The sequence below is a fragment of the Roseiflexus castenholzii DSM 13941 genome, from assembly GCF_000017805.1.
GTDB lineage: Bacteria > Chloroflexota > Chloroflexia > Chloroflexales > Roseiflexaceae > Roseiflexus > Roseiflexus castenholzii.
The window spans coordinates 5,360,191-5,377,315 of record NC_009767.1 but is presented as its reverse complement, the minus strand read 5'-3'; the positions used below and the strand labels follow the sequence as shown (position 1 = coordinate 5,377,315).

Below are 17,125 nucleotides of genomic sequence, written 5' to 3'. Positions count from 1 at the left end.
CCCTACGTTTCACGTCGCGCAAAACCAAAGAAACCGCGCCGTTCGATCAGTCCCGCCAATCCTTTCGCGCGTGACCGGGACGGCGCGAGTGAGAGCGTGGCAACCTGCTCGCCAGCAATGTGCGCCGCCAGTTTGAGCAGGCTCTGCCCCACCCAACTTTCCGGGTGCGATATCACAATCGGAATGCCCCGGTTGACGCTGTGCGTTACCAGGCGTCCTTCGCTCGGAATGTTGGCGCCGATCGGATGGCGCAAATGTTGTTTGACATCATCAAGCGCAATGCCATCGACGCTGGGAAAGCGGTTGATCACCAGCGTGATCCTGCCGTGTGTCAGTCCTTCGCGCTGAATGAATTCTAGAAAGCGCTTGACATTCTTGAGCGACGGCACTTCCGGCGTGGTCACAACCAGCGTCTCGTTGGCTTTGCTGACCAGGGTTGCGGTAATATCGTCGAGGAATGACCAGGTATCGGCGACAACGTAACTATACCGTTCGAGCAGCGCATCAATCAGGCGGCTGATCTGTTCGCCGCTGATGTCGCCAGCGGCATCGGGTGTATTGGGTGCGAGCAGCACATGTGTGCCGGATTCGTGCTGCTGGACGACCGAGCCGATCATGGCGTCGTCGATATCGTCAAGGTGATCGATGAAATCAACCAGCGTATGTTTCGACCAGAGGTTCAGGTGTACGCCGGCATCGCCAAACTGAAGGCAGCAATCGGCGAGCAACACGCGGCTGGCGCTGACCTGACGCAAGCCGACCGCCAGGTTGGCGGCGATCGTCGTCGTGCCCGATCCGCCTTTGGGTGAGATGACGACCACGAGTTTGCCGCGCATCTGCGGGCGATTGCCATTGAGCGTCACCAGGGCGCGCGCGCGACGGTCGGTTTCGGTGTCGAGCAGCGTGCGAATACTTTGGCTCAGTTCCGCATACTGGATTGGACGTCCGAGCACATCGCGCGCGCCAACCGCCACGAGTCGGCGCAGCGTTGCGGTATCGACCCGCGCCGTCACTGCGATGCAGATCGTTGCAGGCAGGGTGGTGAAGACCTGACGGATCAGTTGTTCCGCCTGATCGGTGTCGCGATCCACGATCACAAGATCTGGGCGCGTTTGCTGGATCAGTTCGAAGCCGGCAGTTGTCGCTGCAACCCGATCGACGCGCGCGATGTCCGGTTCGGCTGCCAGGCGACCGATCCATTCCTGATCGAGACGTTCTGGAGCGGTGACGATGACGACATGGATGCGAGTGTTGACAGCCACGGTCGATGTTCCTTCTCTAGATGTGCGATGTTCGACGCTATGTTCAAGACCTTGTTTGATGGTTGAGGGGCATTCTGGCGTGGGTCAGCGCGCCTGCGGACCGCTTACGGTTTTCCCGCGCCGTGGGTGGGCGCGCCCGCCCTGCTTTTTTTGCCTTTTATCCCTCTCGCCTTGTGCCTCGCACATCATCACCGCATGTAGCGCTGAATCAGTTCCGGCAGGTCGAGCGGCTCAGTGGTAAACGGCTCGGTATCGAGCGGCGAACGCAGCGCAAAATCGATGGTTCCACCAGTATCCTTGATATGCTTCAGAATAATTGCGTCTTCGGGACGCATCGCGCAGAGCAGCGCAGTTGCCGGCGTTTTGGTCGCGCCTTCGCGCGGTTCTGAGCGCAGCACTTTGAGCACCTGCACATTCTGAAGCGTTAGCGCGGTCGTCGGTGTCGTCGGTTGGTCGGGCGCCGGCGTCGCCGCAGCGTTGAGCGGCGTGTTCAGCGTCAGATACAGGTCGATGCGGTCGCCATCCGCGATCAGATTGCTCTGTCCAAGGAGATCAACGATAGGGAAGGCGAAGAGCACATACCCAGGCGGAATTTCCTGGCTGATCGACTCGCCGCGTTCGCCGACGAACATGCTCTTCTGGAATGGATCGCCCTGACCAACCGTGCGCGCCAGGATGCGATTTTCGATCTGGGTCGTATCGGTCAGTGCATTGACGGGAACGAGATTGACCGGATAATCTTTGAGCAGGATGTCGTCGGGTCCAATGGTGTTGCCGGGAGCGAGTGGCCGGGCGGCTACCGGCAATTTGATCACCGGAACCTGTGGCGCTTGCTGCGCCAGCACCTCGCGTCGCGCCTGTTCCGCAGCAGCGACCGATTGCTGCTGAAGCACGAGATAGACCAGCGCTCCGGCGCCAATGGCAAGAATCGCTCCCAGAGTGAGCAGGATCCAACCGCTGCGACGTGTCACTGCCAGCCTCCTTGACTCCATAGGTGTGTAAACATCTCTATAATCCTGTGAATATATCGTCTTAGGGCGCAAAATGTTATTCCGAAATCGTATAACATCTTTGTAATCCGGGATTGTATCGATGTGACAAATACATTGCTTGAATTGCTCTATAGGATACAGAGGTCGATAGTTTGGGGGGGTGGAATGAATGCATATGAGGGTGATTTCTTTGATTTTTAGTGCATATAATACGATTTTATGCCGTAAATAACATCATGTCATTTTGAAATCGCATGCCTTGCAAAAAACGAGGCATAGCAGTAGAAGCATGTGAGTAGGGGCGCTCGGTGGCGCGCTCGCGTCGGGGCGTGTCGGGTGGGTTGGGGCGTGTCGGGTGGGTTGGGGTGCGTCGGGCGGGTCGGGGCGCGTCGGGCGGGTCGGGGCGTGTCGTTCTGCGTTCTTGGTTCCTGGAACTACAACAACATCGTTCGGATCAGACTGAGCACCTGGTCAATATCGAACGGTTTTTGAATAATCACCGCTCCTTCGGCTTCGAGATCGGCGAACCAGGGCTTCCGACTCAGCGCAGTAATGACAAAAATCGGAATACCATCTTCCTGGAGTTGATCCTTCATGCGCTGGAATGCCTCGACACCGTCCATTTGCGGCATCATAATATCGCAGATGACCAGTTGAGGCCGAAGGATCATAAGTTTTTGAATCCCTTCCTGACCATCGCCGGCAATCTCGACACGATACCCCGCCTCGCGCAACGCAATCTCCAACACGGCCTGCATTGCCGGATCATCATCAATGACCAGAATGGTCGGCTGTTCATCCATGAGCGCATCCTGCGAAAATTGTGGTTGACTGATCGACATCCGGTCAGGCGGTGGGCGATAATGCGCGGAGAAACAACCGCCCCGATCAAGAGCGTGCCTATTATAGCACGAAGCGTAGCGCCGCCTGTCAGAATTGGTATAATGAAGTAGTCACGCAACCGCCGGTTAACCGATGCAGACTTCGGATGCGAGCGGAGCCATGCCTATTCTTGCTTCAACACACGACGATACGCCAGAAACTATCGCCTGTCAGAGCGTGCTCGATGCACTAAACGCACAGATTGCCGTGCTTGATCGCAACGGCGTGATTATCGCCGCGAATCGGGCGTGGTTTCGCCTGATTGCGGCGCAGAGCGGCGATCGATTGTTTCGGATTGGCGCACACTACCGTGACGACTGGACATGTGAACAGAGCGTGTTTGCCGATGTGGTCCCGGATGCGCCAGCCGGGATCGATGCCGTGCTGCGGGGTGAGCGGTCTTCCTTCATGCAGGAGTACAGTCGTCCGACGGATGACGGCGAGCGCTGGTTTCGTCTCGAAGCGTTGCCGCTCAGGGAAGGCGGCGTGGCGCTCGTCAATACCGACATCACTGCACAGCCGGCCGTCGAGGCGCTGGTCCGCCTGCGCGAGCAGCATCAACGTCTTCAGGATCGCGTGCGGCGGCGGCGGCGGCTTGCTCATGCGCCACGCCAGTCGTTGCGCTTGTTGATCGAACAGACGACCCGCCTGGCGCGCGCCAATACCGAATTGCAACAGTTTACCTCGATTGTGTCGCACGAACTGCGTGAACCGCTGCGGATGGTCGTCAGTTTTCTCGATCTGCTCCGACGACGCTATGGCGAACAGCTCGATGATCGCGCCAACGAGTACATTGCCTACGCGCACGATGGCGCCACGCGGATGCAAGCGATCATCGACAAACTGCTGGCATACGCTCGTCTCGATCAGCATCGGTCGGTTGTGCGCCCCGTCGATTGCAACGATGTTCTGGCGCGCGCCATCGGTATGTTGCAGGTGGCGATTGCCGAAAGCCGGGCAGAGATCACGTTCGATCCGCTGCCTGTCGTTTTTGGCGATGATGTCGAACTTGGACTGGTGTTTCGCAATCTGATCAGCAATGCGATCAAGTTTCGCGGTGATGAGCGACCGCGCATTCATATCGGTGCGCAACGCCGGATGAATGAGTGGCTCTTTACTGTGCGCGATCATGGTATCGGCATTCCAGCCGAGGATGTGGAACGCATCTTCGATATATTCGTTCGTGGGCAGAGTCGGCGCCAGTATCCGGGAAGCGGGATCGGGTTGGCGATCTGCCGGAAGGTGATCACCCGGCATGGCGGTCGGATCTGGGTCGAGCGTCCGGTTGATGGCGGGTCGCTGTTTTGCTTTACGTTACCGGCGCTTCCATAGCGTCTGTCCCAAAACAGGCGTTATGAGCGTCGTCAGGGTGCGTGTCATGCATAGCGAAACCGGTGCGCCGCTCGAAGTTCTGCTGGTTGAAGACAATCCGGGCGATGCGCGTCTGGCTGCCGAGGCGCTGGCTGCGACGAGCATTGGGACGTTTGTGCTCACGCACGTCGAACGGTTGGCCGAAGCGCTCGAACTGCTTCAGCAACGTTCGTTCGACGCTGTGCTGCTCGATCTGTCACTGCCGGACAGCGGCGGGTTGGATACGGTGAAGCGCGTGCTGGAGCAGGCGCCGGATATGCCGGTGGTGGTGCTGACCATGCTCAGCGATGAGATGCTGGGGGTGCAGGCGGTCAATGCCGGTGCGCAGGATTATCTGCAAAAGGGAAGTTGCGTCCAGGAGTTGCTGGCGCGCTCGGTGCGTTACGCGGTCGAACGCCAGCGTTTGTTGCGCGAACTTCAGCGCGCCCGCCAGCAGGAACAACTGGCGCGCAGCGCCAGTGAGATCGCAGCCATCGAGCGACTGTCGCACGATGCGCGCACCTCGGTGACGGCGCAGTTGTACAGCGCCACGCCTCTCCGCGAAGCGCAACCGGACCTGTTCGCAGAACTGGTTGCACAGTATGGTCAGATTCTCGATCAACGGTTGGAACAGCGCGCGTATAAAATCGACATCAATACGTCCGACCCGCTCCGTGAGATCGCCTATCAGCTTGGCTTCCTCCGCGCTGGTCCGCGTGACGTCGTCGATGTGCATACGCAGGCGATCCGTCAGCGTGTGCGGAATGCCAGTGTGATCCGCACGCAAGCGTATGTCGAAGAAGGCAGGCTGCTCGTGCTTGAATTGATGGGATACCTGGTCTCATACTATCGCAACTATGCACTTGGCGGCGCGCATTGATTGATCTATCATACGACTCACATTGGCGGCGGACGACACAGAGACCAGACCGTTCGAAGGGGAAAGGGAACCGATGACGAGCAAGTTCGTTCTCAAGCTCTATGTCACCGGACAGACGCCGCGCACGGAGCGGGCGATCCAGAACCTGCGACGCATCTGTGAGCAGAACCTGGGCAGTCAGTATCAGTTGTTCGTGATCGATGTGCTGGAGCAGCCGCACCTGGCGGAACAGGAACGGATTCTGGCGACGCCGACGCTGATCAAGGAATTGCCGCCGCCGGTTCGACGCATCATTGGTGATCTGTCGGATACGCTCAAAGTGTTGCAAGGGTTGGACCTGCCGGTCCATCCCATGGGCACAGGAGGAACGCAGGAGTGACTCAGAATCCGCGTCAACCAGCTATCGAGAAACTGCCAACCGGGATCAGCGGCTTCGATCTGATTGCCAATGGCGGCATTCCAGCCGGTCGCACCACGCTGGTTTCCGGCACTGCCGGAAGCGCTAAGACGGTCTTCGCGGCACAGTTTCTCGCTGAAGGAATTCGCAAATATGGCGAGCCTGGGGTGTTCGTCACCTTTGAAGAGCCGCCGTCTGATATTCGTCGCAATATGGAGTCGCTCGGATGGGATATTCCAGCCTGGGAGAGCGAAGGGCGCTGGGCATTCGTCGATGCGTCGCCACAACCGGGTGAGGAAGTCCTGTTTGCGGGCAATTACGATCTTGGCGCCCTCCTGGCGCGCATCGAAAATGCGGTGCGTCGGATTGGCGCCAAACGCCTGTCGATGGACTCGCTCGGCGCGATCTTTACGCAGTTCGCCGACAGTGCAGTGGTGCGCCGCGAGTTGTTTCGCGTCGTCTCGGCGCTGAAACGGATGGGTGTCACGGCGATCATGACCGGCGAACGCACGCAGGAGTATGGCGACATTGCGCGCTACGGCGTCGAAGAGTTCGTCGCCGATAATGTGATCATCCTGCGCAATGTTCTGGAAGATGAGAAACGTCGGCGCACCATCGAGATTCTGAAGTTCCGCGGTACATCCCACCAGAAAGGCGAGTTCCCCTTCACGATCATGTCGGGTGAGGGCATGGTCGTTATCCCGCTCTCAGCGATCGAACTTAAGCAGCGCTCGTCTGATATTCGTGTCACCTCGGGTAACCCGGAACTCGACCGTATGTGCGGCGGCGGCTTCTTCCGCGACTCGATCCTGCTGGTGTCGGGTGCGACAGGAACCGGCAAGACCCTCATGACCACCGAGTTCATGGCGGGTGGGGTCAATCGTGGCGAACGGTGTCTGCTCTTTGCGTTCGAGGAAAGCCGTGAACAACTGTTCCGTAATGCAACCGGCTGGGGCGTTGATTTCGAGCAGATGGAGCGTGATGGGTTGCTGCGCGTCGTCTGTGAGTATCCAGAGACGGCAGGGCTTGAGGATCACCTGATCGCTATGAAGAAGTTGATCCAGGAGTTCCGCCCCAATCGTGTGGCGGTCGATAGCCTCTCCGCTCTCGAGCGCGTCTCGACGATCCGCGGCTTTCGCGAGTTTGTGATCAGCCTGACGTCGTTTATCAAGCATCAGGAGATCGCCGGTCTGTTTACCGCGACGACGCCAAGCCTGATGGGGGGCGAGTCGGTGACCGAAACCCATATTTCGACCCTGACCGACTCGATCATTCTGCTCCGATATGTTGAGATGTTCGGCGAAATGCGCCGCGGGTTGACGGTGTTGAAGATGCGTGGCTCGATGCACGATAAGGACATTCGTGAGTTTACAATCGATAATCGCGGGATGCATATTGGTCGTCCGTTTCGCCAGGTGACCGGCATTCTTTCGGGGAATCCGATCCATATTGCGCCCGGTGAGATTGATCGCATGAATCAGTTGTTCAATGACGATGAACAACAGTCGTGAGACGCGCGAGTTCTGGCGGTCAGGCACGCCTGTTCGCCAACAGGTGGTCAATCGTTCACCTGTATTCCATAGGAACGTCGGGAATGCCTTGTGAGGGTCTCGCTCATTCTGTCGATCGATAGCCTGCGCTGCGCGTTCCTGTGGCAGGGGGTATCATGCTTCGTTCTCCGACAACTGTGGTGATTGCTTTGCTTGCTGTCGCTGCGGTTGGAACCGGTCTGGCGATTGCCAGTTTGTTCGGTATGTGGAATGCCGCAATGCCTCCGTCAACATTTGTGACGGCTGTGACGCGCAGTGTGATCGCCGGTACGGACGTGGCGCGCGCGACGCCTTCAGGGGGAGATATGACATCTAAACCAACTCCCGCCGTTCTGTCGCCCACTGCTCTTGAGATGCTCGTCGTTTCACCGACCGGCAACACCCCGGTTTTTGCTGATGTGCCAACCGTCGCTGCGCCAACGGTGACCGCGCTTCCGACAGCCACCGAAGCCCCCACCACTGCGCCGACGGTAACTGCGCTCCCACCGACGACTAACGCTCCCACTGCTGCGCCGTCGGCGACCGCCGTTGCAACAGACATCGCTCAGGAAACGCCATTCGTCGAGTATGTGGTGCAGCGCGGTGATACACTGTATACCATTGCAAAACTGTTCAATGTTTCGGTTGACGATATTCAGGCATACAATACCATAGCCAACCCTTCGAGCCTGACAATCGGACAGACGCTGCGCATACCAACAGGTGATGGAACGTATGTGGACTATGTGGTGCAACGCGGCGATCTGCTGGTCACGATTGCCCGACGCTTTGGGGTGTCGGTCGAGGATATTCTGGCTATCAATGATATTCGCAATCCTTCGAGCCTGACGATCGGACAGACGCTGCGTATACCACGGAGAGTGCCATGAACCGCGCCGATATGGTGGACGCCCTGCGACGGGTGGTTGGACCGCGCGCCGTCATCGATGATGCCGCGACGTTGCTGACGTATGAGGCTGATGGGTGTGTGCTGGATACGCACGCGCCCAATGTGGTTGTGTTGCCTGCCACCACTGAGGAAACCGCTGAAGTGGTGCGGATCGCCAATCGCGCAGGTATGCCGATTGTGCCGCGCGGCGCGGGCACCGGTCTCTCCGGCGGAGCAACGCCGATCCATGGCGGAATTGTCATTTCGACGGCGCGGATGGAACGGGTGCTGGAGGTGGATGTGCGCAATCGGCGGGTGCGCGTGCAGCCAGGGGTCATTAACTGGGAACTGTCTCAGTACCTGTCTCCATACGGCTATGCGTTCATGCCTGACCCGTCATCGCAGAAGGCATGCACAATCGGCGGGAATATTGCCAATAACAGTGGCGGTCCGCATTGCCTCAAATATGGCATGACGACGAACCATGTGCTGGCGTTGCGCGTGGTGTTGCCCGACGGCAGCGTTATCTGGACGGGTGATGGGCGGCAGGATGGCATCGGGTACGATCTGGCAGGGGTGTTGACCGGCAGTGAAGGCGCCTGCGGCATCATCACCGAGGCGTGGGTGCGGATGACCCGTCTGCCGGAATCGCTGCGCGTGGTGCTGGCGCTCTTCCCGGATATTCCGTCCGCGTCGCAGACGGTCTCGACCGTTATTGCGCGCGGGTTTCTCCCGGCTGCCCTGGAAATGATGGACCAGTTGGCGATCCGCGCTGTGAATGGTATGTACCGCCTGGGGCTGCCGGAAAGTGCTGGCGCGGCGCTGTTGATTGAACTCGATGGCGTGAACGATGGGCTGGATGATTTGCTTGCCGAAGTCACCGGTATTTGCCGCGATCTTGGCGCGATGGAGGTGCGCCCCGCAAAAACAGCCGCTGAGCAGGCACAGGTCTGGGCAGCGCGCAAAAATGCCTTCGGAGCAATGGGGCGGCTGGCGCCGACGTACTACCTGGTCGATACGGTGGTGCCGCGCACGCGGTTGCCGGCGACGCTAGCGCGCGTCGGCGAGGTGTCGCGCGATTATCGCCTGCCTATTGCGAATGTGTTTCACGCAGGCGACGGCAATCTGCATCCGCTCATCCTGTTCGACCGCCGCGACAAAAGCCAGCTTGAACGAGCGCTCAACGCTGCTACCGACATTCTGCGTGAGTCGATCAATCAGGGAGGGGTGATCAGCGGCGAGCATGGTATTGGCGTTGAGAAGCGCGATTATATGGATCTGCTGTTCACTACCGATGATCTGGCGGCGATGGCGGGGCTGAAGCGCAGTTTTGATCCGCGCGAGATGTTCAATCCCGGCAAAATCTTTCCGAAAGGCGTTGGTTGCGGCGAACTGGCTGCGCTGCGGCAGCGCGGATTACCGGCTGCCGATCTGATGGGTACAGATACGAACAGCGTACCGGCGGGGACATGGTTGTAAGAGGTCGGTAGCGTACTGGCGGCATTCATCGTATGGCCACATCATTTCCAGACACAGAGCACGCGCAGATTGAACCGGTTGTGCGTCCAACGCCCCCGGACGTGGGAGGATTTTCTTGCGGAGCGCGATGAAGACAACCACGCCGAGTGGGTGGATGGGCAGGTCATTCTGATGTCCCTGGCGAGCAGCGATCATCAACTGCTCAAGGTTTTCCCGGTGCGGGTGCTGGAACACTATCTGGAACGGCATCCACAGGGGTTGATTCTGGATGTGCCTTTCCTGATGCGATTGCCCACACGTCCAAGCGGGCGAGAGCCAGATATTCTCTTCATTGCTCAAGAATGCGTGGGTCTGCTTCAGCCATCGTTCCTCGATGGCGCGGCGGATCTGGTGGTGGAAATTATCTCCCCAGAGAGTGACGAGCGCGACCGTGGCGAGAAGTTCATTGAACTGTTCTGGGCATTCTGAAAGAATTGGGCGTCCTATGACACACCTGAGCGATGCACTCCGTTCTGTCCTTCCTTCAGAATCCGTTCAAGACGACGCCGAATCACTGGCTGCATTCAGCGTGCAGGCTGTCCGACCGGCATGCGTCGTCACCCCCGGTACGATCGAAGAGTTGCAGACGGTTATGCGCGTGGCAGCGGAACATCGCGCGGCGCTTGCGCCATGGGGCGGCGGAACGCAGCAACTGATCGGCGCTTCACCGAGTCGGCTCGATCTGGTGGTGCGCACAATGCGTCTCGACCGGGTGCTGGCGCATACTCCTGATGATCTGACGATTTCGGTCGAGGCGGGTATGACATTTGGCGCCCTGCGTGCGTACCTGCGGCAGCATGGGCAAATGCTGGCGCTCGATCCGCCTTTGCCGGATCGGGCGACGATTGGCGGGTTGATCGCCACGGCTACAGACGGACCGCGGCGCCTGGGGTATGGGACCCTGCGCGATGTCCTGATCGGCGTTGCCGTTGTTGAAATCGGCGGGCGTCTATCGCGCGGCGGCGGAATGGTGGTGAAGAATGTCAGCGGCTTTGATATGATGAAACTCTACCTGGGGAGTTTCGGTACGCTTGCGGTTATCGCCAGTGCGAATTTTAAGCTGTTGCCATTGCCGCGCGCAGCGGGAACCATCGTTTGCCGGTTTGCGGAGTCCCAACAAGCGTTCGCGGCGCTCGACGAACTGGATGGCACGCAACTCGCGCCGGTTGCCGCTGAATACCTGAACCGTGGTGCGCTCTCGGCGTTGGGGTATTCAGGCGTCTGCGCGCTGGCGCTCGCGGCTGAGGGGTTGCCGCAGGCGGTCGAACGTCAGATGCGTGATATGAGCGCGCTCGCGCGGCGCCACGGTGTGCACTCGGTCGCGCAGCTCAATGGCAGTGAGGCGGAGGCGCTTTGGGCTGGCATTGCCGACCTGTCGCAAACGGCTGTGCTGGCGCCTGATGAAGCGGTGGTGAAGGTATCGGTGTTGCCGGCGGATGTTGCGGATGTGGTTGTCCGGTGTGAAGCCGCTGCTGCGGGTGCGGGCGCATCCGTTGTGATCGATGCGCGAGCACTGAGCGGCATTCTGTACCTGCGGGTGCGCTCGATTACGTCTGCATCACTGTCCAGCATGCTTGCGGACCTGCCGGGAGTTCAATGGGTGGCGACGACGCTCCCCGACACGCCGCGCTGGGGGGCGCCACCGCAAGGTATCGAGGTGATGCGGCGCATCCGTGAAGAGTTTGATCCGCTGCGGTTGCTCAATCCAGGAAGGTTTTTGCCAGGGGTCTGATCTGAATCATTGCAAGGCGTCGCATAGGCTGGCAACAGCGGTCACTGTGCAGCGCCTGGCGCTGCGCCAAAACGATTCTCTCAATCGGAACGAGTGCGTTGCGATGCGCGTAACGGCGGCGGGCGCTGTGGCAGAAGGCTCAATCCTGTGCTTTGCTCGACATGAGGGGTTTGGGGGACGTCCCCGATAATGAGGAGTAGGCGGCGGCATGGTTGTAACAGACGCCGACGCATAACGTCCCGCCGACCCGCGCAACTCTTATACCAATTCCCTGTGACCATCCGGCATGGTCACCCCGCGCAGCGCGAGGGGGCGTGCGCGACCCGCTTCGATTCCTCGCTGCGCTCGGAATGACCAGTCGCTGCGCTCGGAATGACCAGTCGCTGCGCTCGGAATGACCAGTCGCTGCGCTCGGAATGACCAGTCGCTGCGCTCGGAATGACCAGTCGCTGCGCTCGGAATGACCAGTCGCTGCACTCGGAATGACCAGTCGCTGCGCTCGGAATGACAAGCCTGCGGCATCGTCAATCGTCATTGGTGTTATGCGGTTAAGATGCCCGCGATCTCAGGAACCGTGCAAAGAAGACAACGGAGTCGTCAATGACCACGAGTGAGTGGATTGGTCTTGGTATCTCGTATGCCTACGCGATTGGGTTGCTGCTCTTTGGTGAGGTGTTGCACCGCTTCGCCGGTCTCCCTGCCGATCTGACGCGCAAGATGATCCACATCGGCGCAGGCATGTGGGTCTTTGGCATCCTGGCGCTGTTTGATCGTTGGGAGATTGGCATCATTCCCTTCGCCACCTTTATCTTCGTCAACTTTATCCTCTATCGCTATCGGATTGTGCGCGCGATGGACCGTGAGGACAGTTCACCCGGCACGATCTACTTCGCACTGGCGATCACGCTGATCTTCGCCTTCCTGTGGCGTCCGCAAGGTCCTGTGGATCGCGGTGTGGCGGCGACGGCTGGCGTTATGGCGATGACGTGGGGCGATGCACTGGCGGCGCTCACCGGTCAGCGCATCGGCAAGCGCCGATATACTATCGGGCAAAGCACGCGCACGTTGGAAGGGTCGGCGATGATGTTTGCAGCGAGCGCGATTGCGATGCTGTTGACCATGCTGTTCCTGCCGGGATCGGCGTGGGCGCCGTTTGCGCCTGTCGCCGATCCGATCCGTGTGGTTGGCGCTGCGTTCCTCGGCGCCGCCGTCGCCACTGCTGTCGAAGCCGTGTCGCCACACGGAACGGACAACCTGAGCGTGCCTGTCGCGGCAGCGGCTGTCGCGTTCCTGGCGGGAATCTGACGTCAACGTTTCGTTTTGATCCGGTCGGCGAATTTCTTCCGCGCTTTCAGCACCTTGGGCGCAACGACGGCCATGCAGTACCCCTGGTATGGATTTTTCGCAAAGTATTCCTGGTGATACTCTTCCGCAATCCAGAACACGGTAAACGGCTGCACTTCGGTCACGATTGGCGCATTCCAGATGTTTGCCGCGTTCAACTCCGCGATCGTTGCTTCGGCAATACGGCGCTGTTCGTCGTTGTGGTACAGAATGATCGAACGGTACTGCGGACCGACATCGGCGCCCTGCCGATTGGGGGTGGTCGGGTCGTGGATGCTGAAGAAGATGTCGAGCAGGTCGCGAAAGGTGATGACCTGCGGATCGAAGGTGATCTGCACTACTTCGGCGTGACCGGTTTTGCCGGTGCATACTTCTTCATACGTTGGGTTGGGCTTATGCCCGCCGGCGTACCCCGACTCGACGCTGATGACGCCTTCGATTTCGTCGTACACGGCTTCGAGACACCAGAAACATCCGCCGCCAAGCGTGGCGACTTCGTGGTTTGATATGGGTTGGGTGGTCATGAGAACTCCTTTGCATTATGGGTTCTTCACAAGTATACGTCAAATAGAACCAAGAACCAAGAACTGAGAACTGCGCGCCTTGCCAGACGATCCACGCCGAACAGGAAGGGGCGCGAATATCGCTCACCCCCTCTTCTGCCTCTTGTCTCTCGCCTCTTGCCGCGCGCCTCTCGTATGCTATAATGCGCCGTCTGAACGATGGCGAAACACACCGCCAGGATGGAACATGACGGAAATGTGGCGAAGGGCGGGCGTGATGGCGGCAATCGCGCTCGGCGTCATGCTAATCGGGACGAGTATCGCGCTCACGCAGGAACGCCTCGGGCGCTGCGCGGTTGTGCCGTTGCTTGCCGGCGATCTGTTAGCAGCGCCCGATTTTGCGAACCTGGCGCCAGGCGCCCCATCCGGCGTGCTGCTGCCGGTCGGGTGGAGTGCGGCAGCAACCGGCGTGCAGATCGGCGACTTTACCGTTTCCGGTCGTGGGCGTTCGTTTCAGTTGCTCGGCATTGCCAACCATCTGCGCACCCCTGATGTTGCTGTGCGCCCTGGCGCGTCGTACTGCGCCGTCGCGCAGGCGCTCGCCGATTCGGTCTCAGCGACGCAGGTGCGTCTGGGGTTTCACTGGATCGACGCCGGAGGCGATGTTCTGCGCACCGATTGGAGTGGCTGGCAGGAGGTGCGGCGCTGGAATGGACCCGCCGATGTGCAGCCCTGGTCGCAGATTGGCGGTGGGTTTATTGCTCCTGCCGGCGCAGTGCGTCTCACGGTCTCGTTCCATCCCGCCTCTGATGACCGGATATACCTGGATACGATCCGCATCCGTCCAGGACGCTTTCCGGCTTCTGGCGAGATGCCGCCGCAGTCGCCAGAGCGACCGACTGGAGTGACAGTGCTTCCCTGGCCCAACGGCGCGCGCGCGGCGCTCTCATTTTCGTTCGACTGGGAAACGACGATGGGCGGGTTGATCCACTCACGCTCGGTTGATGACCCGAACTTCGATCAGGATCCGGTGCTGCGCGGGATGCGGATGCGCGAGGGGGTGACGACCACCGTGGACCTCTTCCGTCCCTACGGCATCCGCGCCACGTATTATGCGACGGGGTACAATTTCCTGAGCGGTAACCGTGAACGGCGACGCTTTATGGGCGATCCGACGTTTGCCTGGGCGAACCGCGCCAATCGCTGGCAGACCGACGCCTGGCAGCAGCAGCCCTGGTTCTCGCCCGATCCGTATGGCACGGTCGCAACCGATCCCGCCTGGTACTTTGGCGACCTGATTCCGATCTTGCAGCATGAGGGACACGATATTCAGAGCCATACGTTCAGCCATCTGTATGGTGGGCTTGCCAGCGCCGAGGAGTGGCGCAGCGACCTTTCCGAGTGGCGTGCCGTTGCCGCAGAACGTGGCGTTCCATCAGCGCGGTCGCTGGCGTTTCCCTGGAGCAGCAGCGCCGGAATGAGTTACGCAAACTGGCAGGCGCTGGCAGAAGCGGGCATCACATCGGTCACCCGCACCAACTGGAATCCGCGCCAGCCGCAGTATCACCTTGTGAGCCGGGAGGATCCGCACTGCCGCCCCATTCCAGGGCACGAAACCATTCTGGCATGCCCGGATTTCTACCTGACCGAACGCAGCGCTGCGCAGGCGCCGGACGTGATTGAGCGGGCAATTGCCGCCGGTGGCATGATCGACCTGTGGGCGCATACGGAGGAGGTGGTCAGCCCGGCTCAGATTGCCGCCTGGAGCGAGGTGGTGCGGTACGCTGCCGCGCGCCGTGACGCTGGCGATCTCTGGATCGCGCCGCTGGCAGAGATTGCCGACCGGCAGCAGGCAGTGGCGCAGGTGCATGTCGAGGAGCACAAATCCGAACCCGTGAACGCCGATTCTTTCCAGGCAGCGCCTTTGCGTCTGGCAGTGACCAATCGCAGCGCGCGCAATCTGGCAGGATTGACGCTCAGGTTGCCCTTCGACGCGCATCGGGCGACGGTGCAGCACGCGAATGACGCCGTCAACCCCCTCATTCGCGGCGCGATGCTGGTCTTCGATCTGGCAGCCGGCGAGACAGTCGAGGTGACCGTATGGCCGGCATAGCAGGAATGCGCGCGTGGGCGCAGACGGCGGCACGAATGCAGTCCGGCGACTGGGTTGTTCTGGCGCTCCTTGTCTGTGGAGCGCTGGCGATGATGTATCCGGTGCTTGCCGCGCCATCATCTCGTATCATAGGGTGGCCTGGCGACAATATTCAGTATGTCTATGCTGCAGGATGGATGGCTGAGGCGTTGCGTTCCGGTGCGTCGCCGTTTGTCGATCCGCGCATCAATGCGCCTCATGGTCTGGCGTTGACTGCCACCGATGTGCCTTATGTCGGATACATTGCAGTTGCGCCGCTGACCTGGCTGTTCGGTCCGGTGTTTGGGTACAACGCGCAACTTGCACTGGCGCATCTCCTCTCAGGAGTGTGCGCGTATCTTTGGGTCCGTCATCTTACCGGCAGTCGGATTGGAGGACTGACGGCAGGACTGGCGTTTATGCTGGCGCCGTTTCGTCTCGCGCATAGCTACGGTCATCCGCAGATTGTCAGCACCTATCCGTTGCCACTGTTTTTCTGGGCGCTGGATTCGTCGCTGCGATCACAACCGGATCGCAAGACGCTTGCGGGTCTGGTCGGTGCGACATTTCTGCTCGGTGCGGCATCGCAGTACTATCTGGTGATCGGTCTGATCTGCGGGATGGTTTATGCGCTGCTGACGCTGGCGACACGCCGGGTGAGTCTGTTATCCAGGGTCTGGCTTGCGGTTCCTGCTGTCTTTGTCGGAGCATTGCTGGCGGCTGCCCCTTATCTGATGACGGCGCGCGATGGCATTTATACACCTTACCATCTCGACGTTGCTCGTATGTGGTCGGCAAGCCCGATGAACTTTGTGGCGCCCTCCCATCTTCACCCACTCTGGGGGACCTATGTCGAGCGGTTGCGCCCTGAGACGCTGTGGGGCGAAAAAACACTGTATGTCGGCATTGTTCCCGGAATACTGGCTCTGGCGGCGCTTCGCGCTTTTGATCGCCGGTGGGTCTGGATTGGCACCGCGCTCGTTGCTGCCGTTCTGTCGCTCGGCACCGATCTCCACATCGGGAATGTTCCCCTGCATCGCGATCATCCGGTCTGGCTGCCGGCATATTATCTGCACCAGTTGCCGGGTATAAATCTTATGCGCGTATGGGCGCGTTTCGGGATCGTGACGATCCTGTTTGTTGCGTTGCTGGCGGGCATCGGCGCTGCGCGACTGGTTCATCGAAAGAGTGTAGCGGGGCGTCTCACGAATGGTTTCGGCGGCGCTGCGCGCCTGAGAATATCGTCTGCTGCATTGCTTTCCGGTGCGATTGTCGCGTTGATAGTAGTGGACTTGATGCCGGGGAGAATGAACGAGTACACAACGCTGGCGCCACGCCCGATTGATCACTGGCTTGCCCGGCAGCCCGGCGATTTTACAGTTGGATTCGTCCCGGTTATTGATGCGACGACCAACTACTTCATTTTGTTCGGCACGCTCACGCATGGCAAGCGAACGATCGCCTTTATGCACCAGGCGCATCTTCCGCCAATCTTCCAGGATTTCAACGAACGTTCGCGGGGATTCCCCGACAGCGCCTCGGCGCAGCGACTGCGCGAACTTGGGATACGCTATTTGCTGCTCGAAAAACCCATGTTCGACGGCGCGCGCGCTTTCCGCTGGAGCGTCGTTGAGCAGCGGTTGGCAGAAACGCCGGAATTGCGCATTGTGCGGGAAGTCGGCGATGTTGTGGTCGTGGAATTTCGCTAGACAATGA

The 17,125-nt window shown here is 59.8% G+C and carries 15 protein-coding genes; 11 read left to right on the top strand and 4 right to left on the bottom strand.

All coding sequences use genetic code 11. The annotated features are described in order from the left end of the window. Positions 1-2 precede the first annotated feature (2 nt). The 3 genes from RCAS_RS21550 to RCAS_RS21540 form a co-directional block, all read right to left on the bottom strand. Complete coding sequence (locus RCAS_RS21550; RefSeq protein WP_012122606.1) at positions 3-1,262, bottom strand: AAA family ATPase; 1,260 nt, start codon at positions 1,260-1,262, stop codon at positions 3-5. A gap of 188 nt (positions 1,263-1,450) precedes the next feature. Then, positions 1,451-2,233, bottom strand: coding sequence for a Flp pilus assembly protein CpaB (gene cpaB / locus RCAS_RS21545; protein WP_157042730.1), 783 nt, complete (start codon positions 2,231-2,233; stop codon positions 1,451-1,453). A 455-nt stretch (positions 2,234-2,688) separates the two neighbouring features. After that, positions 2,689-3,057: a response regulator gene (locus RCAS_RS21540; protein ID WP_012122604.1), complete on the bottom strand. Its 369-nt coding sequence runs from the start codon at positions 3,055-3,057 to the stop codon at positions 2,689-2,691. Positions 3,058-3,256: 199 nt separating this feature from the next. Here RCAS_RS21540 and RCAS_RS21535 point away from each other — a divergent pair, with 199 nt between their 5' ends. From RCAS_RS21535 to RCAS_RS21490, 9 genes are all read left to right on the top strand, one after another. After that, a complete protein-coding gene (locus RCAS_RS21535; protein ID WP_232280093.1) occupies positions 3,257-4,468 on the top strand; it encodes a sensor histidine kinase in 1,212 nt (403 codons plus the stop codon). Between the two features lie 46 nt (positions 4,469-4,514). Continuing rightward, positions 4,515-5,366 (top strand): response regulator, encoded by an 852-nt coding sequence (locus RCAS_RS21530; protein ID WP_041332249.1) that lies wholly within the window; start codon positions 4,515-4,517, stop codon positions 5,364-5,366. 73 nt (positions 5,367-5,439) lie between these two features. Then, positions 5,440-5,745 carry a circadian clock protein KaiB gene (gene kaiB / locus RCAS_RS21525; RefSeq protein WP_012122601.1) on the top strand — a complete coding sequence of 102 codons (306 nt, stop codon included), beginning with the start codon at positions 5,440-5,442 and terminating at the stop codon, positions 5,743-5,745. Further along, complete coding sequence (gene kaiC, locus RCAS_RS21520; RefSeq protein WP_012122600.1) at positions 5,742-7,274, top strand: circadian clock protein KaiC; 1,533 nt, start codon at positions 5,742-5,744, stop codon at positions 7,272-7,274. The genes kaiB and kaiC overlap by 4 nt, the downstream gene beginning before the upstream one ends. A 155-nt stretch (positions 7,275-7,429) precedes the next feature. After that, the gene (locus RCAS_RS23530; protein WP_012122599.1) at positions 7,430-8,182 is read left to right on the top strand and encodes a LysM peptidoglycan-binding domain-containing protein; all 753 of its coding nucleotides are present in this window, start codon (positions 7,430-7,432) and stop codon (positions 8,180-8,182) included. Continuing rightward, the gene (locus RCAS_RS21510) at positions 8,179-9,660 is read left to right on the top strand and encodes an FAD-binding oxidoreductase (protein ID WP_012122598.1); all 1,482 of its coding nucleotides are present in this window, start codon (positions 8,179-8,181) and stop codon (positions 9,658-9,660) included. Before RCAS_RS23530 ends, RCAS_RS21510 begins: the two co-directional genes overlap by 4 nt. A gap of 78 nt (positions 9,661-9,738) precedes the next feature. Beyond that, positions 9,739-10,128 (top strand): Uma2 family endonuclease, encoded by a 390-nt coding sequence (locus tag RCAS_RS21505; protein WP_049768865.1) that lies wholly within the window; start codon positions 9,739-9,741, stop codon positions 10,126-10,128. A gap of 16 nt (positions 10,129-10,144) precedes the next feature. After that, the gene (locus RCAS_RS21500; RefSeq protein ID WP_012122596.1) at positions 10,145-11,431 is read left to right on the top strand and encodes an FAD-binding oxidoreductase; all 1,287 of its coding nucleotides are present in this window, start codon (positions 10,145-10,147) and stop codon (positions 11,429-11,431) included. A gap of 600 nt (positions 11,432-12,031) precedes the next feature. After that, on the top strand, positions 12,032-12,736 hold the full coding sequence (locus tag RCAS_RS21490; RefSeq protein WP_012122595.1) for a diacylglycerol/polyprenol kinase family protein: 705 nt from the start codon (positions 12,032-12,034) through the stop codon (positions 12,734-12,736). A gap of 2 nt (positions 12,737-12,738) precedes the next feature. On the opposite strand, the gene msrA is transcribed toward RCAS_RS21490, so the two are convergent. Beyond that, a complete protein-coding gene (gene msrA / locus RCAS_RS21485; RefSeq protein WP_012122594.1) occupies positions 12,739-13,299 on the bottom strand; it encodes a peptide-methionine (S)-S-oxide reductase MsrA in 561 nt (186 codons plus the stop codon). Positions 13,300-13,525: 226 nt separating this feature from the next. On the opposite strand from msrA, the gene RCAS_RS21480 reads away from it, so the two are divergent. Together RCAS_RS21480 and RCAS_RS21475 are read left to right on the top strand one after the other, a co-directional pair. After that, positions 13,526-15,391 carry a polysaccharide deacetylase family protein gene (locus RCAS_RS21480; RefSeq protein ID WP_012122593.1) on the top strand — a complete coding sequence of 622 codons (1,866 nt, stop codon included), beginning with the start codon at positions 13,526-13,528 and terminating at the stop codon, positions 15,389-15,391. Beyond that, entirely contained in the window at positions 15,379-17,118 is a 1,740-nt protein-coding gene (locus RCAS_RS21475; protein ID WP_012122592.1) for a glycosyltransferase family protein, read from the top strand. The genes RCAS_RS21480 and RCAS_RS21475 overlap by 13 nt, the downstream gene beginning before the upstream one ends. The last annotated feature ends 7 nt before the right edge of the window (positions 17,119-17,125 follow it).

Excerpts from the sequence above, each read along its gene's own strand:
- RCAS_RS21540 (WP_012122604.1), bottom strand. The coding sequence starts at position 3,057 with ATGGATGAACAGCCGACCATTCTGGTCATTGATGATGATCCGGCAATG.
- RCAS_RS21535 (WP_232280093.1), top strand. The coding sequence starts at position 3,257 with ATGCCTATTCTTGCTTCAACACACGACGATACGCCAGAAACTATCGCC.
- RCAS_RS21530 (WP_041332249.1), top strand. The coding sequence starts at position 4,515 with ATGCATAGCGAAACCGGTGCGCCGCTCGAAGTTCTGCTGGTTGAAGAC.
- kaiB (WP_012122601.1), top strand. The coding sequence starts at position 5,440 with ATGACGAGCAAGTTCGTTCTCAAGCTCTATGTCACCGGACAGACGCCG.
- RCAS_RS23530 (WP_012122599.1), top strand. The coding sequence starts at position 7,430 with ATGCTTCGTTCTCCGACAACTGTGGTGATTGCTTTGCTTGCTGTCGCT.
- RCAS_RS21510 (WP_012122598.1), top strand. The coding sequence starts at position 8,179 with ATGAACCGCGCCGATATGGTGGACGCCCTGCGACGGGTGGTTGGACCG.
- RCAS_RS21500 (WP_012122596.1), top strand. The coding sequence starts at position 10,145 with ATGACACACCTGAGCGATGCACTCCGTTCTGTCCTTCCTTCAGAATCC.
- RCAS_RS21490 (WP_012122595.1), top strand. The coding sequence starts at position 12,032 with ATGACCACGAGTGAGTGGATTGGTCTTGGTATCTCGTATGCCTACGCG.
- msrA (WP_012122594.1), bottom strand. The coding sequence starts at position 13,299 with ATGACCACCCAACCCATATCAAACCACGAAGTCGCCACGCTTGGCGGC.
- RCAS_RS21480 (WP_012122593.1), top strand. The coding sequence starts at position 13,526 with ATGACGGAAATGTGGCGAAGGGCGGGCGTGATGGCGGCAATCGCGCTC.
- RCAS_RS21475 (WP_012122592.1), top strand. The coding sequence starts at position 15,379 with ATGGCCGGCATAGCAGGAATGCGCGCGTGGGCGCAGACGGCGGCACGA.